The 24,954-nt window shown below is 67.5% G+C and carries 18 protein-coding genes; 15 read left to right on the forward strand and 3 right to left on the reverse strand.

Annotated features, from left to right (window positions below):
* The first annotated feature begins 17 nt into the window (after nucleotides 1–17).
* From OEB96_RS03865 to OEB96_RS03910, 10 genes are all read left to right on the forward strand, one after another.
* Nucleotides 18–506, forward strand: a complete 489-nt coding sequence (locus OEB96_RS03865) for a hypothetical protein (RefSeq protein ID WP_266214064.1) — start codon at nucleotides 18–20, stop codon at nucleotides 504–506.
* 134 nt (nucleotides 507–640) lie between these two features.
* Nucleotides 641–1,429 carry a hypothetical protein gene (locus OEB96_RS03870; protein WP_266214065.1) on the forward strand — a complete coding sequence of 263 codons (789 nt, stop codon included), beginning with the start codon at nucleotides 641–643 and terminating at the stop codon, nucleotides 1,427–1,429.
* Nucleotides 1,430–2,437, forward strand: a complete 1,008-nt coding sequence (locus tag OEB96_RS03875) for a DUF2169 family type VI secretion system accessory protein (RefSeq protein ID WP_266214066.1) — start codon at nucleotides 1,430–1,432, stop codon at nucleotides 2,435–2,437.
* 10 nt (nucleotides 2,438–2,447) lie between these two features.
* Nucleotides 2,448–3,515 (forward strand): beta-ketoacyl synthase N-terminal-like domain-containing protein, encoded by a 1,068-nt coding sequence (locus tag OEB96_RS03880; protein WP_266214067.1) that lies wholly within the window; start codon nucleotides 2,448–2,450, stop codon nucleotides 3,513–3,515.
* Complete coding sequence (locus tag OEB96_RS03885; RefSeq protein WP_266214068.1) at nucleotides 3,512–4,150, forward strand: hypothetical protein; 639 nt, start codon at nucleotides 3,512–3,514, stop codon at nucleotides 4,148–4,150. Before OEB96_RS03880 ends, OEB96_RS03885 begins: the two co-directional genes overlap by 4 nt.
* Nucleotides 4,151–4,257: 107 nt before the next feature.
* Nucleotides 4,258–4,629 (forward strand): hypothetical protein, encoded by a 372-nt coding sequence (locus OEB96_RS03890; RefSeq protein ID WP_266214069.1) that lies wholly within the window; start codon nucleotides 4,258–4,260, stop codon nucleotides 4,627–4,629.
* On the forward strand, nucleotides 4,626–5,309 hold the full coding sequence (locus OEB96_RS03895) for a DUF6484 domain-containing protein (RefSeq protein ID WP_266214070.1): 684 nt from the start codon (nucleotides 4,626–4,628) through the stop codon (nucleotides 5,307–5,309). The genes OEB96_RS03890 and OEB96_RS03895 overlap by 4 nt, the downstream gene beginning before the upstream one ends.
* The gene (locus OEB96_RS03900) at nucleotides 5,309–6,031 is read left to right on the forward strand and encodes a helix-turn-helix domain-containing protein (protein ID WP_266214071.1); all 723 of its coding nucleotides are present in this window, start codon (nucleotides 5,309–5,311) and stop codon (nucleotides 6,029–6,031) included. Before OEB96_RS03895 ends, OEB96_RS03900 begins: the two co-directional genes overlap by 1 nt.
* Nucleotides 6,028–7,389: a hypothetical protein gene (locus tag OEB96_RS03905; protein WP_266214072.1), complete on the forward strand. Its 1,362-nt coding sequence runs from the start codon at nucleotides 6,028–6,030 to the stop codon at nucleotides 7,387–7,389. Before OEB96_RS03900 ends, OEB96_RS03905 begins: the two co-directional genes overlap by 4 nt.
* A 114-nt stretch (nucleotides 7,390–7,503) precedes the next feature.
* The gene (locus OEB96_RS03910; protein WP_266214073.1) at nucleotides 7,504–8,130 is read left to right on the forward strand and encodes a hypothetical protein; all 627 of its coding nucleotides are present in this window, start codon (nucleotides 7,504–7,506) and stop codon (nucleotides 8,128–8,130) included.
* A gap of 779 nt (nucleotides 8,131–8,909) precedes the next feature.
* Here OEB96_RS03910 and OEB96_RS03915 read toward each other — a convergent pair.
* Nucleotides 8,910–13,289 (reverse strand): tetratricopeptide repeat protein, encoded by a 4,380-nt coding sequence (locus OEB96_RS03915; RefSeq protein WP_266214074.1) that lies wholly within the window; start codon nucleotides 13,287–13,289, stop codon nucleotides 8,910–8,912.
* Nucleotides 13,290–13,515: 226 nt separating this feature from the next.
* Here OEB96_RS03915 and OEB96_RS03920 point away from each other — a divergent pair, with 226 nt between their 5' ends.
* Both OEB96_RS03920 and OEB96_RS03925 read left to right on the forward strand, forming a co-directional pair.
* Entirely contained in the window at nucleotides 13,516–14,787 is a 1,272-nt protein-coding gene (locus tag OEB96_RS03920) for a tetratricopeptide repeat protein (protein WP_266214075.1), read from the forward strand.
* Nucleotides 14,788–15,269: 482 nt separating this feature from the next.
* Nucleotides 15,270–16,424 (forward strand): tyrosine-type recombinase/integrase, encoded by a 1,155-nt coding sequence (locus OEB96_RS03925; protein ID WP_266214076.1) that lies wholly within the window; start codon nucleotides 15,270–15,272, stop codon nucleotides 16,422–16,424.
* Between the two features lie 812 nt (nucleotides 16,425–17,236).
* Here the strand turns inward: OEB96_RS03925 and OEB96_RS03930 are convergent.
* Nucleotides 17,237–17,404 (reverse strand): hypothetical protein, encoded by a 168-nt coding sequence (locus OEB96_RS03930; protein WP_266214077.1) that lies wholly within the window; start codon nucleotides 17,402–17,404, stop codon nucleotides 17,237–17,239.
* 272 nt (nucleotides 17,405–17,676) lie between these two features.
* Here OEB96_RS03930 and OEB96_RS03935 point away from each other — a divergent pair, with 272 nt between their 5' ends.
* Genes OEB96_RS03935 through OEB96_RS03945 form a run of 3 tightly spaced genes read left to right on the forward strand, consistent with a single transcriptional unit; the run spans nucleotide 17,677 to nucleotide 22,411 of the window.
* Nucleotides 17,677–18,507: a hypothetical protein gene (locus OEB96_RS03935; protein ID WP_266214078.1), complete on the forward strand. Its 831-nt coding sequence runs from the start codon at nucleotides 17,677–17,679 to the stop codon at nucleotides 18,505–18,507.
* Nucleotides 18,504–21,335 carry a hypothetical protein gene (locus OEB96_RS03940; protein WP_266214079.1) on the forward strand — a complete coding sequence of 944 codons (2,832 nt, stop codon included), beginning with the start codon at nucleotides 18,504–18,506 and terminating at the stop codon, nucleotides 21,333–21,335. The genes OEB96_RS03935 and OEB96_RS03940 overlap by 4 nt, the downstream gene beginning before the upstream one ends.
* On the forward strand, nucleotides 21,332–22,411 hold the full coding sequence (locus OEB96_RS03945; RefSeq protein ID WP_266214080.1) for a trypsin-like serine peptidase: 1,080 nt from the start codon (nucleotides 21,332–21,334) through the stop codon (nucleotides 22,409–22,411). Before OEB96_RS03940 ends, OEB96_RS03945 begins: the two co-directional genes overlap by 4 nt.
* 6 nt (nucleotides 22,412–22,417) lie before the next feature.
* Here OEB96_RS03945 and OEB96_RS03950 read toward each other — a convergent pair whose 3' ends face one another.
* The gene (locus tag OEB96_RS03950; protein ID WP_266214081.1) at nucleotides 22,418–24,466 is read right to left on the reverse strand and encodes a DNA/RNA non-specific endonuclease; all 2,049 of its coding nucleotides are present in this window, start codon (nucleotides 24,464–24,466) and stop codon (nucleotides 22,418–22,420) included.
* Between the last annotated feature and the right edge of the window lie 488 nt (nucleotides 24,467–24,954).

Consider the following 24,954-nt stretch of genomic DNA (forward strand, 5'->3'; position numbering starts at 1 on the left):
TACGGAGGGAGGAGTCCATGAGCGAGCCAACGCGCGCAGCGATCGAGGCCGAAGGGCCCGTCGAAGTGGAAGCCGAGGAGGGCTGGCTGGTGGAGATCGAGCGCCAGTTGACGGCACTCGGTCGAGACGTCCTGGGGCGCGAGCCGAGCGGGCGCACGCTGGCGAAGTTGCGCGAGGAGCTGGAGATCCTCGCCTGCGTCGTGGCCTGGTACCACGAGCAAGGGAGCATCACGGGAGCCGCCGCACGCCGTGGCACGAACCGCAGGATCCTGCGCGCCCGGGTCAAGGTCTGGGCGCAGCGGCACCCGCAGCACGTCCCGGACCAGTCGCAGCGACCGCAGCGGCTCCCCTTGTCGGAGGAGGAGGAGGCGAAGCGAGCGCAGGCTCGGGAGAAGAACAACGCCAGGCGGCGAGCCAGACGGGCCAAGCTGCGCGCGGAGGAGTCCGCGCATGCGGCCCGGGGCGGGGTCGAAGCAACGGCAGCCAAGGCCGCAGGACGGTCATGAGCGCGATGGCGGGGACGAGCACGGGCCCTTGGACCGACTGGCACGGTGCCGGGCGAGGAGCCAAGGCATGAGCACGAGATCGAGCAGGCCGAGCATTTGGCCACGTCGACGGCAAACGAGAAGGGAACACCACGATGAGCGCCACACGAACACCACCCACGATGAGCGGCACCATCCGGCTCTACGTCAAGCCCGCCAACCCCCTCGGCCCTGACGAGGCGGCCGAGCTGCGCGCTGTCGTCGAGCAGTTCTTCGAGGCGCTGCGCCTGCGTGCTCTCCCCGGCACCATGGGCACGGTCCACGCGCTCGACCAGAAGCCCGAGGGAGCCCTCGATGCGCGCTTCGACGTGATCGAGGTCGAGCGTGGTGCCTTTCGCGTGCTGCACGGGATGCTCGAGGGCTTCTCGTGCATGGTCGCCCCGCTCGGTGGGGCGCTGGCTTGGCGTGAGCCACCCTCGGACGAGGGGACGGTCGACCTGCTCGCGGCCACGGCTCCGCTGGTGTCGTCGGCCGCCAGCCCCGAGCCTCCCCCGCTCGCCGACAACCTCCTCACCACCGACGCACCGCTGCCCGTGCTCGGGCCCCGCGTGCCGTTCGAGGTGAGCTTCTCCTTCCAAGGCGGGGCGGCCCCGCCGCTGGCGATCGAGGTCGCCTTCGCCAGCCCGCTGACCGACGACGACAAGGATCGTCTCGACCGGGAGATCCGCGTGTGGGCAGCCCTCGTGCAGGGCGGCTACCCGCTCCCCGGCGACCCACCCGGCGCGTCGGCCCTGGGTCCGTTCACCGTGCGCTTCGACGATGCCCAGACCCTGCGCCTGAGCGCCGAGTCGTTCCTCGCGGGGGACGAGTGCTTCGAGTCGCTGCGGGCCCTGCTGCTGCAATGGAACGCGACGACGCCGGTGGTGAGCATGGAGACCGAGTGAATGTGGGCGCTCGACAACCGCACCCCCTACGAGGCCGAGCGCGGGTGGGTGCTCGACGTGAGCGGGGCCAAGCACTGGGTGGTCGTGGTCAAGGCCACGTTCGACATCCGCCCCGACGGCTCGCTCGTGCTCTCGGAGGAGCCCGTGCCGCCGCTGCTCGCCCCGCGCTACTTCGGCGAGGACGGCTCGTCGAGCCTCCAGTACGACGCCGACCTCGTGGGGCCCAAGGCCGCGACGGACGTGCTGGCCCAGGGCTCGGCGCACGCGCCTGGGAGCAAGCCCACCGCACGGGTGAACGTGGCGCTCCAGCTCGGCAAGCTGCGCAAGATCATCGAGGTCCAGGGCGACCGCGAGCACGTTCGCGACGTCTACGGCCAGGCCGTGCCCAGCCCGGCCATGCCGTTTCTCACCATGCCCATCATCTACGAGCGGGCCTTCGGCGGCTTCGATCAGACCCGGCCGCAGCCCGCCGCGCAGCGCATGGACCCCAGGAACCCCGTGGGCAAGGGCGTCGCGGCCAAGGCCAAGCACCTGCTCGGCACTCCGGTCGCCAACCTCTCGTTCCCGGGCCAGAACCCCAAGCGGAGCGGCCCCGCCGGCTTCGGTCCGATCGCCTGTCACTGGAGCCCCCGCCGCGAGCTCGCGGGCACCTATGACGCGCGCTGGGTCCGGGAGCGCAGGCCGCTGCTGCCCGAGGACTTCGACCCGCGCTTCCATCAATGCGCCCCGCTCGACCAGCAGCTCGCCCCACATCTACGTGGCGGCGAGTTGCTCGAGCTGGTGAACATGACCCCGGGGGGCGTGCTGCGGGTGGAGCTGCCCAAGATCTACCTCGCGCTCACCACCCACTTCGGGTTCCAGACCAAGGAGCACCGCACCAAGCTGGTCACGGTGCTCGTCGAGCCCGACGTGCCGCGGGTGATCATGGTGTGGCAGTCGGTGCTGCCGTGCCATCACCTGGTCGACGTGCTCGACAAGACGGTGGTGCGGCAGAAGCCCTACGTCTGACGGAGGCTCCATGACCCTCGACGCATGCATCGTGAATTGCGGAGCAAGGACCGTGGTGGGCTTGCGGGCGTGGACGACCGCGGCTGCGGTCCGGGCCGGGATCTCGCGGCTCGGGTTCCATCCGTACATGCTGGACAAGTACGGCGACGAGATGCGCGTGGCGATGGATTGCAAGCTCGACGAGCATGTCGAGGGCGAGGACCGCATGCGCCGGCTCGCCCGGTGGGCGCTCGAAGAGGTATGCGAGCCGCTCGCGCCGTTCCTCTCGCGTGCCGCGGTGTTCATGGGCTTGCCCGAGTCCCGGCCTGGGTGGTCGGCCGACGCCGGGCTACCGCTCGCGCGCGAGGTCGTGGGCGAGGTGGCGCCCGCGATTCCCCTCGAACGCGTGGTGGCCCTGCCCCACGGGAACGCGTCCGCGATCTTCGGGATGGCGCGGGCCATCGAGGCCCTACGGGCCGGCGAGTGCGAGGTGGCGCTCGTGGGCGGGGTCGAGAGCTACATCCACGTCGACACCCTCGAGTGGCTCGACGACAACGGCCAACTCCTCAACGACCACGACAGCCGCTCGTCGTTCGTGCCCGGCGAGGGGGCAGGCTTTCTCGCCCTGGCCTCGCGCAGCTGGTGCCGCTCGCAACGGGTGCCGGTGTTGGCCCGCGTGGTGGGAATCGGGCTGGCCGAGGAACCCAACCGGATCAAGACCGACGCGGTGTGCACGGGCGAGGGATTGACGCGAGCGATCCGGGACGCCGTGCAGGGGTTGGATCTGCCCGAGGACAAGATCGGCGACACGCTCTGCGACCTCAACGGGGAGCGGTACCGCAGCGAGGAATTCGCATTCGCGGCTCTACGCAACCCGCACCCATTCGTGGACGCCAACTGCTTCGCCGCGCCCGCCGACAGCTGGGGGGACGTCGGGGCAGCCTCGGGAGCGTTGCTCGCGATCTGCGGGGTGGCCTCGTTCATGAGGAGCTACGCCAAGACCGATCACGTGATGGCCTTCGCAGGCTCGGAAAGCGGGTTGCGTGGGGCGGTCGTACTCGGAGCGGCTCGTGCCCAACTGGACAAAGGCATCCCATGAAACCCACTCCAAACGTCATCGGGCTGGTCACGGCAACGGCGATGCTCATTGGCTGCGACAGCAAGGGTGGATGCTTCCAGGTCGACCACCCTCCCGTGACCGAAGAAGACACGCCGCTCGTCATCGGAGTCACCTTCGGCGAGATGGTGGCCACAGTCGTGGGCGAGCGCTTCGGTCCGCTGCGGTGGGAGTCGAGCGAGCCGTACATCCGTGGATTGCCTCCGCCCGGGCAGACGCGGATCTCCGTGACGGTGCACGAGCCGACCATGGCTCAGGAGATCGACCTCGAGCGGGTGGTCGACTCGAGGTTCCCTTGGAGGAACGATCGCGTCGTCTGCTCCGACTGGGTCGAGGCCGACCTGGAGATCACCCTGCGGACCGACGACGGAGCCCTCGACACGACCATCGTGGTCGGAGCGCTCTTCGACGAATTCGGCTCGGCCACGATGACCGGCGAGCTGGACGACCTCGACGCCCTGGGCGTGGAGCCGGTCGACCCGAACGCCACGCTCTACATCCGGCTTTCTCATGAATTCGATCGCCCGGCCGAGGGCGCGCTGGTGTTGCGCTCGGGCTCCTCGGACGGCAACGGCGGCGGGATGTCTGTCGAGCTGGCCACCTGGACGCTGGAATAGCCCCGGCGAAACCGCCAGCCACATCGACATCGTGGCGGCAGGCGAAGTGAGCATTCGTGGCACGGAGAAGATCGAGCTCGACCGACGAGCAGGAAGGGGATGACAGCGTGGCTACTGCGATCTCGATGGTGAGGAAACTACTCGGCGATGACGCCAAGACGACGGATCCGGTGCTGGGCCACGACTGGCATGCCGAGCTGACGGGACGCTGGGAGGCGCTTGGTGAGCGGGTGTTCGTTCACGAGCCCCGATGCCGTGCCGCGCTCGCGGAGGTCATACGCGAGTCTACGGTGCTGACCGTCGTCTGGGGTGTGGTTGAGTGCAAGGGGAACCTGGCGGCCGCCGCGATCCGGCTCGGGTGCTGCCGGCGGATCGTTCGCATTCGACTGCACCAGTGGCTGGAGTCGAACCCTACGTTGATCCCGATGCCCGCGGTGGTCTTCCTGCGTTGGTCGAAGGACGAGGGAGGTAAGGCATGAACGCAGAGTCACCCGAGGATCCGAACGCAGCGACGGAATCCGACCCTTCGCTGCAATTCGAGCCGCTGATGGGCACTGTGGTCGAAGTCTCGCAGGACCTCGAAGCCGTGGTTAAACTGGTCGCGCCCAACGGTGAATGTTTGCAAGCCAGGGCGCTTGCGACCATTCCCATCGAGCCCGCCATGGTCGGGCATCCGGTGGAGCTGACGTTCATCGAGGGCCACCTGGACCGGCCGGTGATCACGAGGCTGGTCGACTTGCGGGCGGAGCTTCGGGCGCAGTGGGATGCGCTCGGCCGCAAGGTGCTGGCGATCGACGCGGACCCGCGCAAGCTCGCCGAGCTGCTCCGCGAGACCCGATCGCTCATCTGTATGGCTGCGATACTCGATGCAGCAGGGAACATCACGTACGGCGCCAAGAACGTTGGGATGAGTCGCAAGTCGGTCCGGGAGTACGTCGATCGATGGAAGCGGAACAACCCCCGTCTCGCCCCCGTGCTCGAGGCGTTGGACGGCAGGCGGCGCGAGTCGAGGACCAAGATGCGACCAACGCGGGCAAAAGGGCCGTGTACCCGAAACCAGCGGCGAGCGGGAGGCGAAGTCGGAGCACGTTCGGTGCACGAGGCCGATTGCGCCGCCGACCGGAGCCGTCCGGGTTTGCATGGGGAGGGGACGCCGTGATGACTGCACGACGCCGACCCAGCTCGCCCAACGTGCAGGGCGAGCTCGTCATCGACCTCCGCAAGATGGTGCGCTTGGTCGAGGGCATGAAGGTATGGGAGCTGGCGCAGTTCGCCGGGACCACGGTGGAGGCGGTGGTGTCGCGGGTCGTGATCGCCGCGAAGCTCCCTGGGTTCCCCGGGCTTCACGGACATCGCAACTTCGCCCCACGACGAAAGGGTCCCGAAGTGAAGGCGGCGGCCACGGTCGAGGTCTCCGAAGCGTGCGAGCCCGAGGTCGAGGTCGCACGAGAGCCCGAGCCCGAGCTCGGCCGGTTCCTCGGACGAGTGACGCGGCGAGAACTCAAGGTCATCGTCGACCGGTGGGTGCTCGGGCGAGTCCTCATCGCATGCGAGTGGAACATCACCCACGCCGCCAACCGGCTCGAGATCAGTCGCAGGAGGCTTCGCCAGCGGTGGGCAGCGGTGCGTAGTCCGGCGGTCGGAGCATTGATCGCGAAGGTGGCGAGATCCAAGGAAGTGGACGTGCCCGTGGGGCCATCGCTGGCCGAGCTGGTCGAGCGACGGGTGACACACCGCGAGATCGAGCGCGTGGTCGATCGATGGGTCGTCGAGCAGATGCTCGCAGACGAGTGGGGCAACGTGACCCGCTCGGCCAAGAGACTCAGGGTCTCGCGCAGGTTGGTTCGTGGGATCCGAAACTCGAAGGCGGAGGGCTCGTGAGCATGGGCGGGGCGGGGATGATGGAGCCGTATCGCGAGCACCTGCGAATGGTGGGCGAGCTGTACGACCTGCGGCAGCGGTGGCTGTGCGACTGGGAGGCCACGCTCGACGACCTGGCCGAGGTCGAGGCGCGGATCGACGGGCACCTGCAGGCGCTCGGGCGCGGTGGGGAGGCGGCGCTGGCGGTGGCGTTGATCGAGGCGGCCCCACAGGGACCGTGGACCTTCTACGCGCTGGTGGCGTTGGCGTGTCGGCTCCACCGGTTCGCGATCGTGCGGGTCCCCTTGCTCGAGTTGGAGGTGTACTGCGAGGAGCCGACCGACGAGCGGGCCGCGGCCTCGCTGCGGCAGGCGGTGGCGGATGCCCTGGTGCACCACCTGGCTGGCGATGCGGCGGAACTCGTGGCGGAGGCGCTGCGGGACGCCGGGCCGCACGTGGCGTCGGTGCTGGCGACCTGCGTGGGAGCGCGAGGGTGGGTTGTGGCGGCCGACGACCTGCGGGATGCAGCGGCGCGGGAGTGCGCCGATCGAGCGGCGGTGCTGCGGGCGTTGGGGCAGCTACCCGGGACAGTGCCGGGCGCCGTGCTGGCCGAGGTGCGTTGTGGCGATCCTGTCGTGGCTCGAGCGGCGGCCGTGGCCGCGCTGCGGAGCGGGGAGGCGTCGGTGCTCGATCGGCTCGCCCATCGCAAGCGCGCGCCGTGGGCCATACTGCCAGTGGCGATGGGCGGCGGGCCGGCGATGGGGACGTGGCTGATGGAGGCCGCGCAGGGCGAAGAGCCGGCGCAGGCGTTGCTGGCGCTGGGAGTGTTCGGGGATCCGCGGGGGCTCGAGGTGCTGGTCGAGCAGCTTCGGACGGAGGCGCACGCCGAGGCGGCAGCTCTCGGGTTGTTCCTGATCACCGGGGCGCGGCTTGGGATGGAGGACGACGCGGAGAGCGAGGCGGTCGACGAGCGAGCGTGCGATCGGGCATGGACGGCATTGGAGGGCTCGGGGATCAGCACTGAACCGGTGGCATGGTCGCGGTGGCTGGCGGAGCACGGCGAGCGGCTGCGGCCTGGACAACGGCATCGACTCGGGAGGCTGGCAGGACCCCACACGGATCTCGACGTGCTGTCGATGGCGCTGCCGCTGTGGTTGCGGCGGTACCTCGCGGACGAGTTCGTGATCCGGTACGGGGTGCAGTGGAGCTACGAGCCCGATCTACCGGTGGTGCAACAGCGGGAGATCATCGAGCAGGTGCGGTCGCGGCTGGACGATCCCCGGATGCGGTTCATCGATGGGGAGTGGTACTTCCAAGGACGGCTCGCCCCGATCGAAGGGGCGGCAGCACCGAGGCGCTCGGGGCGTCCCAAGGCGTGATCGCGACCCGTTCTCCGCGTCGACCGGCCGAGCAGATCATCCTTCCCCGGGGCAACACTTCGAATTGCCACCGTCGAGCGGTCCACGCCCGAAGCTGCGCTATCGTAGCTCGGCATGCGCGACAGCGACGAGGTCATGTTCCCACCCGATCAACGCGACCCTCGCTGGTTCGCGGAGTCCCCGGTGATGGTGCGGTGGGACGCTCGGCGGGAGCTCGAGGTCGCGGTCGTGAGCGCCATCGGCACGATCATGGTGTGGCGCAACGAGCTTCCCGATGACTGCGAAGAGGGCGACGAGGAGGCGCACTACGTCAAGGTCGGGGAGATCCGCATCTCCAAGCCATTCCTCAGTGACCAAGTGGACGCGAACATGGAGATGGACGCGTTGACCGGGGACCACGACTACCTCGCGAGCGCGCTGCTCGACGGGAACGGCTACGACGAGGACTTCTACGACTGGTACGAGGCCGAGTTCGGCTTGATGGTCGGCGGGGATCCGGTGTTCGTGCTGGATCTGAGGATCAGCGAGGCGCATCGAGACCCCGAGGCCCTCGTGACCGCACATGCGGCCCTGGACGCACTGGCCACGTTCGGGAGCATGACGTCCCCACTGGTGACCTTCGACGTCGAGCAGACCAATCCCAACATCCCGCCGGGGCTGCGCGAGGAGGCTTCGTGGACGTGGGTGCACGCGCTTCGGGCCAAGCGCTGGAAGTACGTCTACGTGGTGGCCCGGCCTTGAGACGTGAAGCGAGAAGGCGAGTCCATAGCGGTCGTGCTCTGATCTGACGTTGGGGACCGTTGGTGCCATGTCCCCATGGGCTGCGCCGCGAGGCCAAGCAATGGTGATGCTGACGCCCGCGCGAGGAACCCGTAGGATCGGCGGGCCCCGGACCGATGCCCGAGCCGCAACCGAGCCAGACCACCGACAACGGCGGCGCCACGATGACGCAGCAGATCATCGTGCATGGGAGGTGGGCTCACCCGCTCGCGGTGAAGCGCGGCCCACCGGGCCGAGGGTCGACGACGACGGTGATGTATTGGTGGCGCCGCCGGTAGCTGAGTTCGTCGATGCCGATACGCCGCAGGCCGTCGCTGACGGCCGCGGACTGCTGCGACTGAGGAGACACCATGACACAGGAACAGTTGAGAGAGCTCCTGGATCGTCTCGTCGAAGCGACGTTCGCACGCGACCAGTTGAGTATGAGCATGCAGTTGATGGGATTACGCTGTTCCTCGAGCATCTTTCGCGATGAAGGGCCGAGGTTCCATCGCCGATCGTGATCACGGGAATGCCCAGCATTCCCGCCACCTTGCCGAACCGCAGGGCCGGATGCCGGGGTCAAGGCTCGCATCGCGACGGTCCCGCTTGGCCTTGACGCCGGCATCCGGCCCTGCGACTCCATCGATTGGCTTGCTCCGAGTCCCATCGATTACCACGCTCACTCTCATCTCCGGCGGTTCACGGGAGAGTCAGGAGTGATGGCGGACGACGGGGCGGTGTAGTGTACGAGCCCCACGCTACTCATCGGCCCGGAGCTTGGCGGCCGCATCCTTGAAGAGCTTGCGGACGGCCTCGCGCTGTTTGTAGCCGGTGATCTGGCCCTTGGCGTCCATGGCGTCGAGGCGCTCGTTGGTGGTGGTGACGACCTTGCGGAGGGCATCGAGGTCGCCTTCCTGCTCGGCGAGGGCGGCGAAGCGTAGGAGGGAGAGGACGACGTCGAAGGATGCCTGGGCGCTGTGCGGGTCCGCCTTCGCCAGCCCCTCGGCAATTTCGAGGTCGCGTTGGAAGAGGTCGCGGGCCGCCGCGAGGTTGCCCGCCTGCACTTCCACGTCCCCCAGTCTATCGAGGGAGACGGAGAGGTCGCGCTGGGCCTGGGCGCTGTGCGGGTCCGCCTTCGCCAGCCCCTCGGCAATGTCTCGGTAGCGTTGGAAGAGGTCGCGGGCCGCCGCGAGGTTGCCCGCCTGCACTTCCACGTCCCCCAGTCTATTGAGGGAGACGGAGAGGTCGCGCTGGGCCTGGGCGCTGTGCGGGTCCGCCTTCGCCAGCCCCTCGCGGGTTTGGAGCGAGCGTTGGAAGAGGTCGCGGGCCGCCGCGAGGTTGCCCGCCTGCACTTCCACGTCGCCGAGCTTGTTGAGGGAGACGGAGAGGTCGCGCTGGGCCTGGGCGCTGTGCGGGTCCGCCTTCGCCAGCCCCTCGGCTACTTGGAGCGAGCGTTGGAAGAGGTCGCGGGCCGCCGCGAGGTTGCCCGCCTGCACTTCCACGTCGCCGAGCTTGTTGAGGGAGACGGAGAGGTCGCGCTGGGCCTGGGCGCTGTGCGGGTCCGCCTTCGCCAGCCCCTCGGCTACTTGGAGCGAGCGTTGGAAGAGGTCGCGGGCCGCCGCGAGGTTGCCCGCCTGCACTTCCACGTCGCCGAGCTCGTTGAGGGAGACGGAGAGGTCGCGCTGGGCCTGGGCGCTGTGCGGGTCCGCCTTCGCCAGCCCCTCGAGGATGTTCGTGCAGCGTTGGAAGAGGTCGCGGGCCGCCGCGAGGTTGCCCGCCTGCACTTCCACCTCGCCGAGCTTGTTGAGGGAGACGGAGAGGTCGCGCTGGGCCTGGGCGCTGTGCGGGTCCGCCTTCGCCAGCCCCTCGAGGATGTTCGTGCAGCGTTGGAAGAGGTCGCGGGCCGCCGCGAGGTTGCCCGCCTGCACTTCCACCTCGCCGAGCTTGTCGAGGGAGACGGAGAGGTCGCGCTGGGCCTGGGCGCTGTGCGGGTCCGCCTTCGCCAGCCCCTCGGCAATGTCTCGGTAGCGTTGGAAGAGGTTGCGGGCCGCCGCGAGGTTGCCCGCCTGCACTTCCACGTTCCCCAGGTTCTCGAGGGAGATGGAGAGGTCGCGCTGGGCCTGGGCGCTGTGCGGGTCCGCCTTCGCCAGCCCCTCGAGGATGTTCGTGCAGCGTTGGAAGAGGTCGCGGGCCGCCGCGAGGTTGCCCGCCTGCACTTCCACCTCGCCGAGCTTGTTGAGGGAGACGGAGAGGTCGCGCTGGGCCTGGGCGCTGTGCGGGTCCGCCTTCGCCAGCCCCTCGGCTACTTGGAGCGAGCGTTCTCCTGCCAGTCGAGCGGCGGCGAGCATGCCCCGTCGCATCCGGTAGTCCGCGAGCCCGCTCAGCGCCCACGTCAGCGCGGGGCCGCTGGTCGCCACGCAGGCATCCTCCTCCCCCACCGCCATCAACTGCTCGCCGATGCCCTCGGGCACGTCCGCGATCCGCGTCACGTCGGGCTCGTAGGCAAACACACCCCGCACCCATCGCACCACCGCCGCCGCGAGCTCCCGTCGTCCCTCCTCGCCGAGCTTGTGGCGCGTGACCTCCTGCACCAGCCGGTGCACCCGCAGCGCATCCTCTGGCCGGTCCACGCGCTCGACCATGCTGTAGCGCAGGAGTGCCGCCATCGCTCGGTTGAGCTCCCGCGCCGAGCCCACGCACTCGGCCAGTGGCTCCGAGAGCGCCTGGCCATGCTCTCGCAACAATCGGAGCGGGACACCATCTGGGTCGAGGAACGCGAGCCAATCCAGCAATGCCTTGGCCGCGGGGCTCTCCCCGCGCATCGCCTTCAGGCTGATCGCCCACGTCACCGCGACCGTCGACTCGTAGTAGTCCCCCGTCGCCGCGTCGGATTCGTCGAACATCCCGATGCCGTGCTGCGCGAGGAGCTCGAGGTACTCGCCAAACGGGCAGCGATTGGCCTCCACGAAGGCCCCCGCCTGCACCAGCGCCAGCGGCAAGTACCCGAGCCGCTCGGCCACGGCGTCGGCGAAGCCGTCGTCGGGCCGACCGCTGCGTTCGAGCAGCACCGCCCGAGCCGCCTCGGGTGAGAGCGTGGTGATCTCGATCGACTTGGCCAGGCCTCGCCACGCCTTCGCCCGCGAGGTGATGAGCACGTGCCCCCGGCCGAGACGGCCAAGCCGACCCTTCAGGGCCTCGCGGAGCTCGTCGGGCCCCCTCACGTCGTCGAGCACGAGCAGCCAGCGCTCGTGCGTCGACAGCCACTCGAGCACCTCGTCGACCGCACGCTCGACGTTGCCGACCTCGCCGAACAACCCAAGCCGCTGACCAAGCCGCACCAGATCCTCGTGCACGGTCGCGCTCGCGCCAGCCCGGACCCACCAGCGCACGTCGTAGTCGCCCTCGAACGCATACTCGAACGCCAAGCGGGACTTGCCCACGCCGCCCAGGCCCACCACGGCCGAGAACACCGCCGCAGTGCCGCTGCTACCGAGCGCCTCGCGGATCCGCTCGAGCTCGTCGGCGCGGCCCTCGAAGACGGGCGGGCGCTCGCCGAGGTTTCCGATGCCGTTGCGCTCCCTGCCCGTCGGGCTCGCCACGGCGCCCCCGGACGATGGCACCACCACGGTTCGCAGCAGCCGCACGAGCACCTCGGCCGACGCTCGCGCCGCGAACGGCCGGAAGCCGCGGTGACGATGCGGCAGCCCGAAATCCATCACGCCCTTGACGGCGAGAAACGGGATCTCGGAGGCCCACCCAGCCGCCCCCACCGCGGCGAGCTCCATGTCGAAGCCTCGGACCAAGCGCTGCTCGTCCTCCAGCTCTTGCCAGATGTCGACGTCGCGGACGAGGCGGTTGCCGGTCGCCACCGGTCCCACGTGCACGGCCCAAGCGGCCGGCTCGGGGAGGCCCTTGTGCTTGAAGAGCATGCCCCGCAGGTGCTTGCGGCCCGAGTCGGTGAGCTGGCCGTCCTCGACGAGCCCGTCCGCCACGAGCTGCTCGACCACGTCCGACCAGCTCGCGCACAGCCGCTCGACGTCCGGATGCGCCGCGGGGTCGCGCTCTTCGGCGAGCTCCTTCATGAGCCACGAGGCTTGCAGCTCGAGCGGACGTGGTCGCGCCCGGAGCCATGCGTCGTCGCGCCCGGGCCAAGTCTTCCACTCCTTCGCCGCGTTCTCGGCCGCGCGCAGCCACTTGGCCGAGAGCGAGAACAGCTCGGTGTCCTTCTTGAAGACCGGCCGTCCTCCGGGGACCGCGTTGACCCGCTCGCCCGTGTCGTACCGCCAGACGCGCTCTGCGATGAGCACGTCGCCGAGTTCGGTCCACTCCGGCCTTCCGGCACACACGCCGCACATCGCGATGCAGCGAGGCTCGAAGGCTCCGACCAAGAGCCCCGCGGCGTTCGCCGCGTGGTCGCCTCCCATGCGCGGGGGCCGGGTGGTGATCACGTGGATCGGTCGTCCGGGGGTGGCGAGGCTGTCGAATGCGGCGCGGTAGACCTCGCTCGCGTAGCCCTGTGGGGAGGGGATCTTGGTCCACGGAGAGAGGACGCCCTCGGAGACCTCGAGCAGCGCCGTGTCCTCGCCCTCGGCAGCGGTGATGATGACGACGTCAATCGAAGCGTCGGATGCCCGGGGGCGTGCACCGAGGTCGTCGATGCGTGGAGGCGGAGCGGGGCCGTCGGGGGCCGGAGGCGCACCGCGGCCGCCCGAGCCTCCCGACGGCCTACCGGGCATGCTCACGGTCATCGCCCCGAAGCTCGCGTTGCCATGGACGACGATCTGTTGGCCGATGTTGGCACCACGGTTGTCGATCGATGGGCCACCGCGGGGCTCCGGCACCGTCGAAGCGGATGTCGGCGCGGAAGTCCCGGACCCGTAGGCGGCGAAGAACCGATTGCCCGGGAATGTCGCCTTGGCCTGCTCGACGATCGCCGCGACTCCGCCGACCGTCTTGCCCACGTCCGCCGCTCGGACCACGCGGCTCCAGAACACGGCCGCCGTATCGAAGCCGGGCAGGTCCGCCGCGGGAAAGCCAGCTCGCTGGGCGAGCTCTCGAGCTTCGCCGGCCTCGTGGAACACTTGCGCGAGCTCGTCGATGAGACCCTCGAGCGTGCGCCCACCCGACCCGTTGCCCACGAGCCCGAGCATACTCGATGCGCTGGCCTTGGCTGGGGCCGCTGGCCATCACCGTGGCACCTTCGTGCCATCGAGCGCATGAACCCACGAATGCCTGGGCTCTCCCCGCCCGTGACGATATCCTGATGAGCGCCCTCACGATGGCCGCTCGACGATTCTTCGTTCGCGCGCCCACTCATGATCCCGTGACTCCTGGGCCCTGGGATGTCGAGCGAGCTGCCGTGACATGAGCACCCCGTCCAGCGTCCACGTCGACAACCAGCACGCCCACATCGGCATGCAGGTCGTCGCCGAGCGCGTGTTCTTTGGGGGTGAAGAGCCAGCGGAGCTCGAGCGCGAGGCCCTGCGGGAGCGGATCGTGCGGTGCTTTGCCAAGGCCGTGGAGCGCGGCGAGTTGGGCTTCGACGATCGGGTGGAGATCGACCGTGCGCTCCAGCGCCTGCTCGGCACGCGCGGGGAGTGGCTCGAGACCCCGGCGTGCCGTCTGGCCAGCGTCGTGGCAAGCGTCGATGCACGCGAGGATCTCCGGCTCCCGCTCGAGCTGCTCCGCCCGCCCACCGGCGCCGAGCCGGTGCTGGTGCGCTGCGCCTTGGCCCAGTCCCAGACCGTTCCCGAGGGCCCCCGCGCCTACCCGGAGGGCGGGCGGATCGTGCTGGTCACCGCCGACGCGGGCGGTCCGATCGCCGACGATGCGTTGCGGCAGGCCATGCTCGAGGTCTGCCGCACCGGCCTGCACCTGGCCTCGGGCTCCGAGCACGACCGCAAGCGCGGCGCCTTCGATCCCGAGCTCGACCATCTGCCCCGAGCCTCCCGAGCCGCCCTGCAGCAGATGCTGGCGAAGCTCGGTGCCACCGATGCCGACATCGAAGCGCAGTGGAACATCGGCGTTGCGCACATCCGTCGCGGGGATGAAGCCCTGCACAGCGATGATGTCGACGTGGCGCGCAAGGCGTACGAAGCGGCACACGACATCGCCGCCAAGCTCGAGCAGAGGTTTCCCTTCTCATCGGAGGTTCAGCGGTACCTCTCCGTCTCCCTCGAGAACCTAGGGAGGGTGGAAGTGCAGGCGGGCAACCTCGCGGCGGCCCGCGACCTCTTCCAACGCTCGCTCCAAACCCGCGAGGGGCTGGCGAAGGCGGACCCGCACAGCGCCCAGGCCCAGCGCGACCTCTCCATCTCCCTCGAGAAGCTGGGGAACGTGGAAGTGCAGTCGGGCAACCTCGCGGCGGCCCGCGGCCTCTTCCAACGCTCGCTCCAAACCCGCGAGGGGCTGGCGAAGGCGGACCCGCACAGCGCCCAGGCATCCTTCGACCTCGCGACGTCTCATCAGTGGCTCGCGCACGCAGCCAAGGCCGAGGGAGACCGCGACACCCAAATCGACCACCTGCGGACCGCGAGGGCCATCCTCGACACGATGGAGGCCAGCGGCCAATACCGCGGCTACACGGTGCTCGAGCACGCTCGCCGATACATCGACAGCCAGCTCGGTGAGTCGTGACGCCTTGGCGTGAAGCCCTCGCCCATGCACGATGTGCCCACGAGCTCGCTGCGCCGAGCATCGCGCTCCTCTCGCGTGATCATCGCGATCATCTCGCGTGATCATCCCGATCATCTCGCGTGATCATCCCGCGCCCGCGTGTCGACACCATCGAACGGCATCCCGCCGGTCATCTCCTCCCTGCTTGCCTGATCCACCGCAGCTTCACCCATGTCTCCCGCGTCTTGCACGACCATCGTGGCGACGTCGGCGTCGTGGCGATCGGGGGCTTCGCACGACGGCTCATCCTTGGGGAGCAGACCAGCGCTGCCTGGCACAGAAACGTCGAGCTCGCGCAGCCTGCGGCAAGATCCTCTCCGCTCCCTCAAGAGGCGCTCTCGCTTCCGCGCGTGGGGGTCTCCGTCTTGGCATCTGCACCCTCGCCATTCCGCGCTATCCTCCCCCCGCCAAGTTGCTCGTCCCCACCAACGGAGACGAAGCAAGTGACCATTCGACGAATCCCATCCGGAAGCTGGATGATCGACATCAACATCAGGAAGCCCGACGGGTCTTGGATCCGGGTCCGCAAGGTCAGCCCCGTGCAGACCAAGCGAGGGGCGGCGCAGTACGAGCGAGAGGTCCGCGCGGCCGTGCTCTCTCGGAGCGGCGCGAAGGAGGAGAAGCGCAAGCCGGTGCGGACGTTCGCGTCCTTCGCCGGGTTCTTCATCGACACGTACGCAACCACCAACAACCGACCCAGCACCGTCCGTGAGAAGCGGCGCGCGCTCGGCCGTGGTCTGCTCGACGAGCTCGGGCGCCTGCGGCTGGACCAGATCTCCGCGCGTCACGTGGAGGGCTTCAAGGCTCGCCGCAAGAAGGACGGGGTGGCGCCCAAGACGATCAACGAGGAGCTCGCCATCCTTTCGAAAATCCTCGGGTACGCCGAGGAGATCGGGGAGCTGACGACGCAGCCTCCGAAGATCCGGCGGCTCAAGGCCCAGAAGCCGGCGTTCGACTTCCTGGACTTCAAGGAAGGCAATCGCCTGCTGCAGGCGGCCGCTCGAGCACCGCAGCCGTGGTGCGCGATGATCCCGACGGCGATGCTGACCGGCCTACGGCTCGGCGAGCTCCGGGCGCTCCGCTGGGACGACGTCGATCTCGTGGCCGCACGCCTCCACGTGCGCCAGGCGGCCGACGACGTCAACGTCCTTCACCCGCCCAAGAGCGGCCAGTCACGGGTCGTCGACCTCCCCCGCAAGGCGGTGGAGCTACTCGGTGCCCACCAGCAGCACGCACGCGGCGAGCTGGTGTTCAGCCGCGAGGACGGCTCGATGCTCCAGCGCTGGGAGTGCGAGTCGAAGACCAAGGCGGCCAAGCACGACCACGCGCTGGCCAAGGCTTGCCGCGCGGCGGGCCTTCGACGGATCGGCTGGCATGCCCTCCGTCACACCTACGCCTCGCACTTGGTGATGAGCGGGGCGGGTCTGCTCGAGGTCAAGGAACTCCTCGGCCACGCGTCGCTCGAGATGACGATGCGGTACGCCCACCTCAGCCCGGGCGCCCGCCGTCGGGCCGTCGAACTGCTCGACGGAGCAGATTCACGGCAACATAGCGGCAACGGCGATCCGTCCGACGAATTTAATCCAAGGAATTCATGAAGTTACAGGCGGAGGCGCACAGGAATCGAACCTGTCCGGGGGTGGGCGAACGTGTTGGCGCGGCGTCGGGTTGGCCGCCCAAACCCCCGAAATGGCTCGGTTCCTGGCGCTCGCGAGCGCTGGTGGGGGCGGCGTGGAGCGGGGTGGAGCTGCAGGGGTGGGGCATCGGTTTTCGGTATCGCGGGGGCGTCTCGCTGGTGGGGCATAGGCTCTCCTCTGGGGGCGCCAGCACACTGGGTGCTCGGAAGCTGGTTCACCGTCCGTGTGGTAGCCGGGGGAGCCGGTGTCAGGGCCTGGGTAGGCCGTGGACGACGACGATCGCCGCTTCGATGTCGGCTCACAAGGACCCCGGCGGAAGCCGGCGGAGGCCGGCCCAGGCGGAGAGCGCCCCGGAGACCGTGGCTGATCACTCTGATTGAGGAAGCTGGCGGCGTGGTGCTCGCGGTTGATCTCAGTGTGTGATGGCTCGGGGGTGAGGGAACGAGGGCCAGGTCGGCAGCGGGAACGCGGCCCAGGTTGAGGGACGCGCTCCAACTCGGCAGAGGGAATGCGTCCGAGCTGAACACCTTTGCAGAGTTTCGTGCTCTCCGGATCGCGATTGGGACCCGCATTGGGCTCGATCGAAGACGGTAGGTACGCCCATTGGCCGGAGGTCGCCTCACCCCTCTTCGACATGCACCGCCTGCAAGAACTCGTCCGCCTTCACCGTTTCGGGAGACTGCGCGCCTCCTCGGCATGAGGCCGAAGACCGAGCTTCGTTATCGCAGGCTGCTCGCCGACACCGAGCTAGCTTCTTACGCGCCCAGCCGGTGCTACTGCTCATTATGCGACATGAGCTCGAGCTTCGGCAGGTGGTCCAGGAGACTCGCCCCCACGATGGCGTGATATGTGCCCGGCCGCAGGTCAGATGCCTTGTTGAGCGTGATCGGCTGCTCAAGCAGATCCACCGCGAGCGCAGCCTCGTCGAGGTGGTGGTCCACCACGCCGAGCGTTCGATCTAGCGGCAGATGGTCGATTCCATCGAACGCTGCCAGGACTTGACCTGCAAGCTAAAGCGCGACGATCCTGGCGTGGAAGCATGCCCCTCGATCCGTCCGATCTCACTGCGCTCGCCAATTTGCTCGCCCCCATGGCAACGCCGCAGATGCTGGCGCCGCTCCTCAATGGGGCCCCTTCACCCGTGGGTCTGTTTGGCAACGTCGTGGCGACCCAGATGTGGCTCCAGGCGCTGGACGATGCCCACCTGCGGTTCTTGCTCGAGCAGATGAGGTACAATCCCATCGTCGCGGTCGCGCTCGCTCGCATGACCGTCGCGCCGAGTGCGTCGACCGACGGACCCTGGCCGTGGGTCCTGGACATCTTTCCTGCCGTCGACCGTCACGAGTTCTGGCGCCACCTCAAGCGCCTGCTCGAACCCAAGGACAAGCGAATCCTGATCGTACAGGGCGGTCGTCAAGTCGGAAAGACCTACACCGGTGAGTACATGCTGGCCGAACTCCAGCGCCGTGCCACCGGGGTCCCCATTCGAACCGTGCATCAGCGTGTCGACGGAGCGGGTTCGGTGGAGAACGTGGTCCACGGCGTGCTGGGCAAGCTCGGGATCTCCTGGGATGGCGCCCCCAGTCTCGACGTACAACAATCGACCGATGTGGCCGCCAAGAAGGAGTGGTGGATCAAGGAAACGGCACGGTGGTTCGCCGACAAGCTCCACTTGGATCGCGATCGACAGGTGTGGCTTGCGCTCGATGGCCATGCCAAGAACGATGCACATCCCGAGCTGAACATGCTCTTTGCCGAACTCATCGTGCAGGTTGCTCGCCGCATTTTCGACCCCAACGGGTGCCGCTTGTTCCTCATCGACTACCCGGAGGCCATCGTCCGTAGCGCCCTGCCACAAGTTACCCTGCGCGAGGACATCACGCTACCGACCGAGACGGACGTCATCGAGTTCCTCGAGGGCATGTTTGGCCAGAGCCCCGCCACAGAGGCGAGGGCTCATGAAATCTGGGCGAGGATCATTCAGGAGCAAGAGATCGATCGAATGCCCATGCTTGCCAGAGAGCTCGGTGAGGTTCGCCCGTGAAGCGCGAGCTTGACGAGCACCTGCCGATCCTTCTTGCAGCATCGGTGCGCGACGTGTTCGATCCGAGCATGCTGGAGGTCGAGGGCTACGACGCCAATCGACTGGCGTTGGGCCTCATTCGCCACGTCGAAACCGCCACCATGTCCGACGGTATCCCTCGTTGGTCGCTACAAGCCTCGACCCGCGCGCAGATCCTCGCGCGCAGTGATCCAGAGACCATCCTCCACTCGCTCGAGCGTGATGGCCCCGTCATCGAGACCGAGCGCCAGCAAATCTTCGACCGGTGGGTCCGTGATCGAGAGCGCAACGGGCGCACAGGGCTCGATGTCTTGACCTCCGATTCACTGAACCCTCCGATCGCAGCGATCCGCACCGTTGCAAACTGGCTCCGTGACGCGTCATGGGCCAATCCAAGCCCGCCGAGCGTGCTCAACGAGATCCTCCGGCGCGAGCACCTCGAGCGCCTCCATATTGCAGCGGGGCCCTCCTTCGAGGGGCGCAGGAAGGAAATTCGGCAGCTCGGACGAGTGCTGGACGCTCGTTCGAGCCAACGAATCGCAGTACTCCAGGCCCTCGGTGGAATGGGCAAATCTGCACTGATCGCGCAGGCGCTGCTCGAGCAAGGTGCATATCAGGATGACGCCAACATAGTCGTCGGCTTTCTGGATTTCGACGCGACCACGATTGACCCATTCGAGCCTGCCACCATGTTCGCGGCCCTGCTCGAGCAGCTCTCGTCACAGGTCGAAGGCCTAGAGCCCCTCCGAGAGATCCTCGACGATACACTGGCGGAAAGCAGTAAAATCCTGAGCGACGCCAATGCATCGCCAGAGCGAGGTTCCGAGGACTCGCGCCTGTTCTCGTGGGTCCTTTCCCTGCGTTCCACACTCGAGAACCTTCGAGGAGTGCGCCATATAGCAGTGGTCCTCGACACGATGGAGCGCGCGCTGCATCGAGCAGGCCGGCTCGTATCGGACACCATCGACCTGCTGTGGAAAGAACTCCTCGAGCCGATTCCGGGCGCATCGCTGGTGCTCGCAGGGCGCGCGATTCCTACGGAGCTCGTGCCCGCGCCAGCCCGACGCATCGTCCTGCGCCCCCTGGGCAGCACGATATCGCAGCGCGTGCTCGTTGGCCTGGGTGTGCCCTCGAGGCGAGCACGTCGAGCCGCGAAGCTGGTGTCCGGTATCCCGCTTACGCTCAGGCTTGCAGCCCGCGTGCTTCTCAACGAAGGTGACGGTCCGCTCGAGGAGCCCGCCCTGCGTTCTGCGATCGAGCACGAGCGTGTCAATGGATACCTGTATCGCCGCATCCTCGGTCATTTGCCAGATACCCGCCTGAGCACACTGGCGGATCCTGGGCTCGCGCTTCGCGACATCTCCGCGGATGCAATCGTGAACGTCGTGGGAGACAGCGTGCAGCCACCGGTCGACACGACCGAGAAGGCCGAGGAGATCCTCGACGAGCTCGCTCGCATGGAGGACCTGTTCCTCATCGTCGATGGAGGCGATCGAGGTATCCTGCGCGTGCGGCCGGAGATCCGTGCTGACCTCATCGCGCTCTTCCGCGAGGCCGATCCGGGCAAGCTCGAGGCGTTCAATGCGCGTGCTGCCCATCATTACCGCGGTCTGGGAACGCCACGGGGATATGCTGCCGCGGCGTACCACTTGCTCCAGAACGGGCAAATCCGCGACGCCTCCGAGTTCCTGCGGGACGAGGCCGTGGCGTCCATGCTCGGGGACGCCGTGGACGAGCTTCCGCAAGCGGCCGCGGAGTGGCTGCGCAAGCGCTCGACTCCCGTCACCGATGACGACGGAAGCGATGTGCTCGTCCTTGCGCTCGACGGAGCGGAGGAACTCGAGCGCGTGGGGAGGCCAACGCTGGCGCTCGAGCGCTTGATGGAGATCGGTCCCTCCGCCCGCAACTCCGCTTGGTACGAACGCGTGACTCGCCTCGCGCTGCTGCTCGGAGATGACGCTCTGTTACGGGAGATGCTCCTGGCCAAGGGGCGTCTCTCCCCGTCGACCCAGGTACTCGTCCGTATGGCACTCGGTCTCGAGGTGAGCACCCACATCTTGCACCAGGCGCTCGACGAGGCAGAGCGCGCCGACGCCGAAAGCGTGGATGGTCTTCGTGTGCTGCTCGCGATCGCCGGAGGGGGGGGTGACCACGCACGGCGAGCGCAGGAACTCCTCCAACAGGGGCGTCGAAAGTCCGCAGTGCGGAAGCTCGTCGAGACCGAGCCGGACCTCGTCCGCAGGTACTTCGCCGAGATCGGGGACACCGAGGATCTCCTGGGGGCCCTTGAGCTGGGTCTGCTCGATGGTCATCGGGAGCTCGATCTGCGCCCCGTCCTCGTGGCCATCGAAGAGCTCGGGGGGAGCGAGCTTGCGGACCGGGTGTTCGAGGCACAGCGGGAGGGCAAGCCGTCGCGCGCGCTGTATTCGCTACTAAGTCGGTACCCGGAGCTCACGCCAGCGATTCGCGCGTTGTTGCGCCAGGCTCGACGTACCTCGATGCAATCTCCAACGAGGAGGATCACGACCAAGTTGCGCGCAAGCGCCCTCGATACCGTGACGGAGTGGATCGTCGCAAACGTTCCACAGAACTCCTTGGCGGGGATCGTTCAGCGGCTGATGGGTTCTCGAGCGCCCAGCCGCGTCGAGCATCAAGGCTCCATGACTACCACCCAGCGGCTTCTGTACACGCTCGATCGGCACGGTCTGATGGAAAAGCTCCAGCATGCGCTCATCGCGGACCGTCCGGAGGCCGTCGTCCTCGATGGCCCGTTCGAAGCCCTGTCCGATGAACGAAGGAGATTCGCATGAGCACGGTGATTCCTACACGGGAGCTCGGGCCGTTGCTCGATCAGCTCGACCGACTCGGGCTGAACGACCTGGACGCCTTCGTCGCCTCGACCCGAGCCTCGGTCGAGCAACGATGCGGGATCGTCCTCGACAATGAAGGCAGCGCCCGGGTTCGCTTCCGAGCCGATGCTCAGCAGCTCAACGGCCTGACCGACCAGCCGCGTGCACTCGGTGCCTGGCTAGAGGAAGCAGCTCTGCAACTCGGCACCGACGCGCCCAGGCTGGCGGAAGAGGTCCAGCGCAAGTACTTCGTACCCGGTCGAACACCCGTGGTGGGGGCGCTCGAGATCCCCGAGCGCATCATCTTGCGTGACGACATGGTGGAATTCGTGTGGCTGATGCGTGCGGTCGAGGCGGCGCGCTCGATCGCATGGCTGTCGGTCCCACGCTACTTCGACGGCGCCAAGGTTGCTGGCGAGGCCATGGGCACCGGGCTCTTGCTCGACCCGTGCCACGTGCTCACGTGCCTGCACGTGCTCCAAGCCCGCGAGCCAGGGGAAGCCAAGCCGAAGGCCGAGGATCTCGAGCGACAGGTCAAGGCAGCCCGCGTCGCCTTCGGGTACCTATCGGGGCCTCGCCCGAGCGTCACGATGGGGGTGCCAGGGCTCACGGCGTTCAATCAATCGCTCGACTACGCCGTCATCGAGCTCGAGACCGCGGTGGACCACCCGGTGCCTCCGCTCTTCCTGGGCGAGCTCCCGAGCGTCTCTGCAGATGCCACGTTCCTCGTCAACATCCTCCAGCACCCCGGCGGAGGAGCCAAGCGACTGGCCATGCGCAACAACGCCGTCGCTCGCATCGACGACGAGCGCATTGCGTACTGGACGGACACCGACTACGGCTCCTCGGGGGCTCCGGTGTTCGACGACGAGTGGAGAGTCATCGCGCTTCACCGGGCGTACGAGGAGCGCAGTGGGTTGCAGTATCTCGGGAGGAGCGTAGGTGGTGCCAACATCGGCAGTCGCATGACGAAGATCGTCGAAGATCTCCGCACGGCTGCTCCCCAGCTGGTGCCGACGTTGAGACTGGGGACCTGAAGGTCCTCACCGAAGGCGAACCTGGCCCAGCCGCTCGAGCGGTACCGCCGTCACGACGGATTCGTCGGTCGTGGCGAGGGGATCGATATCGACGAGCCTGCCAAAGCTCAGGCCGGTGCGCTGCTCGATCGATGCGATCGACACCTGTGCGGTTCGGTTGGTGTGCTGCGAGATGAAGTTCCCGAAGACGAATTCATCCTGGTCTTGCGGAAGGTTGTCCTCCTGCGACATCTCGTAGCCGGTTGCGCACAGCTCGCCTGTCTCCTCGTGGACGAATACGATGATCTTCCAGAACGCGCGGGGAATCTTGACCCCGTCGATAACGGGATCCTCCACGCCATCGTAATCGAAGTAAGGACCGGTGAAGACCGAGATCTTCATGTCGTCTCGGCGAGCATGCTCGAGTGCGTAGTCCTCGAGCTCGAGCCAGATCGGAGAATTGAACGACTGCATCTGCGGCGTGGCGTTGGTCACGTGCATCGAGTCGGTGTTCCCGCGCTCGGCGGTGGTAGCATCTCCCCACGCCGGGTCCTCGCGGCGGGTCATGTGGCCTCGGCTGAATTTGGGAGGTCTGCCGTAGCACTCGCGAATGATCTGGGCATCCTTGGGGATTCGCGGATCCGTTCGCCAACCCGAGCGTTTGGTTCTACGCGACTGCTCGCCATCGATGTTGACGGCACTGAAGTAACACATGCGCCGGCTTGTGCTCATGACCACCGTGAAGTGCTCATAGCGAAGCCTCGTTTCGGCCTCGCCGTCGTCGTCGAAGACGAGGACGTCATCGGCGACGGCATCGGTGTTCGGCAGATCCACCATGCATGCCTCGTCCTCCCCGAGGAACCCTGCGACGTAGCCGTCGCGGCCCGAATAGTCGGCAATCTTGGCTTCTTCGGCGAGGTCGTCGTCGGGCGCAGCTGGATCTGCCGGATGTGAGTAGCTCGAGGCCATCGAGGCTCCACCTCGCCCGCGCATGGACCCGTGCTGCTCCACCTTTGCGCCAACCGACGCCTCGCCCAGCGAGACCGTGATGGTCAACGGCACCGTGAGCCTTGCCACAGCGCTCGGGACTTCTGTGGTCGCTTCCCGGTGGCGGGAGGCGTTGCTCGACCGTGGGGATGGACCGGGCCGGCTCCGCGCTCGACGCTTCTCACTGCGGAGCGTCTCGAGGAGTCGAAAGACCTCTTCTATGCGCACCGCGTAGTTGGTCGAGAGGAATCGGCCACTGAAGTGAAGCCCCAACGCATGACCCGACTCCAGATCCAGGACCACGGACCCGGAGTTGCCACCGAGCGTGGTGCAGTTGTGGAGCAGTCGATTGCTTTCGACCTTCGTGACTTCGCCCGGAGCGATGCGTTTCTTGTCGTAGAGATCGCCATAGATCTGCGACATCAAGGCATCGTCTGGAATACGACTGTCTCGCGCCGGAAAGCCGATGACGGCGGCCTTGACAACCCCGCTCGAAGGCAACTGACCCAGGCGAATCGGTCCCCCCAAGGGGTCCCCGGTCGAGGAAGGATCAACCTGGAAGAATGCGACATCGGAACCTGTGTCGCGCTCGACGTAGAGGGGCTTGGTAATCGTGAAGATTCGGGGGCCACCAGTCCCGAAATCCTGGCGAAAGTCCACGCTTGCCCCCATTCGGCCGCCAAGCCCGCGCTTGAAGGCGAGGCGATCGCTGTCGACGAACTGGCGCGCAACGTGACGGTTGGTGACGAGCACGTCGGAGGCCACCAACCACCCGGTGCCGACCCACTGGAGTTCATCATGTCCGCTCAGCTCGATTCGACCCACGGCACGGCAAGCGTAGGTCAGGGGCTCCAGCGCGGCCTCGATCGGCTCCTTCCAGAGGTCTTCCGATTCCTGATCGGGGAACTCGAGGCGGGGGACGTCGTCGTGAACCTCGAGCACGGGCCTCAACCTCTTGAGCACGATCGACTCCTCCTCGAGCGCAAGCGCCGGCGACGTGTCCCGACCAAAGAAGCCCTCCTCGAAGAGATTGGGGTTCAGGACGGGTTGCTTGGTCCTCACCGAATTATTGAACCGCTTCAGGCGCATCGCCGCGGTTTCGATTGATTCCATTGCCACTTTCCCCTCCAACTCTCTTTAAGGACTACGGAACAATAGATCATCTGAACTGTCGAGCTGAACAGACGTTTGGGTACGCCCCACTGGAGAACCACCCCGGAGGGCCTCGAGCGCCCGCGCCATCCTACCAGCGCGACCACGTATCACGGGGGCCACGGTTTTCGCCAGCATTGCCCATTGGCAGGCGGGCGACCCGGCCGACATCGATGGTGACCTGCGCCCACACGGTGGACGACACTGCCGACTACGCCGATGTCCCCTGGCATCTCTCTCGTTCTGGCCTTCACCTTCGCTGAGCCTGCCGGTTCTCCACCCGGCGGACGGCTGGCGGCGGTGGCCACATCGCGGGTTTGAACGCCAACGGCAGAAGAGCGGCGCGAGCATTCACGACTGCGCCAGCTCTTCGAGTGGCCGCTGTGGGGGCGGGACCAAGGGCATCAGTTGGGAACCGGCGTATG

This window comes from Paraliomyxa miuraensis (assembly GCF_026337845.1).
GTDB lineage: Bacteria > Myxococcota_A > Polyangia > Nannocystales > Nannocystaceae > Paraliomyxa > Paraliomyxa miuraensis.

Coding starts and splice junctions, on each gene's coding strand:
- OEB96_RS03895 (WP_266214070.1), top strand. CDS start 4,626: ATGAACGCAGAGTCACCCGAGGATCCGAACGCAGCGACGGAATCCGAC.
- OEB96_RS03900 (WP_266214071.1), top strand. CDS start 5,309: ATGACTGCACGACGCCGACCCAGCTCGCCCAACGTGCAGGGCGAGCTC.
- OEB96_RS03945 (WP_266214080.1), top strand. CDS start 21,332: ATGAGCACGGTGATTCCTACACGGGAGCTCGGGCCGTTGCTCGATCAG.
- OEB96_RS03910 (WP_266214073.1), top strand. CDS start 7,504: ATGCGCGACAGCGACGAGGTCATGTTCCCACCCGATCAACGCGACCCT.
- OEB96_RS03865 (WP_266214064.1), top strand. CDS start 18: ATGAGCGAGCCAACGCGCGCAGCGATCGAGGCCGAAGGGCCCGTCGAA.
- OEB96_RS03875 (WP_266214066.1), top strand. CDS start 1,430: ATGTGGGCGCTCGACAACCGCACCCCCTACGAGGCCGAGCGCGGGTGG.
- OEB96_RS03950 (WP_266214081.1), bottom strand. CDS start 24,466: ATGCGCCTGAAGCGGTTCAATAATTCGGTGAGGACCAAGCAACCCGTC.
- OEB96_RS03880 (WP_266214067.1), top strand. CDS start 2,448: ATGACCCTCGACGCATGCATCGTGAATTGCGGAGCAAGGACCGTGGTG.
- OEB96_RS03885 (WP_266214068.1), top strand. CDS start 3,512: ATGAAACCCACTCCAAACGTCATCGGGCTGGTCACGGCAACGGCGATG.
- OEB96_RS03870 (WP_266214065.1), top strand. CDS start 641: ATGAGCGCCACACGAACACCACCCACGATGAGCGGCACCATCCGGCTC.
- OEB96_RS03920 (WP_266214075.1), top strand. CDS start 13,516: ATGAGCACCCCGTCCAGCGTCCACGTCGACAACCAGCACGCCCACATC.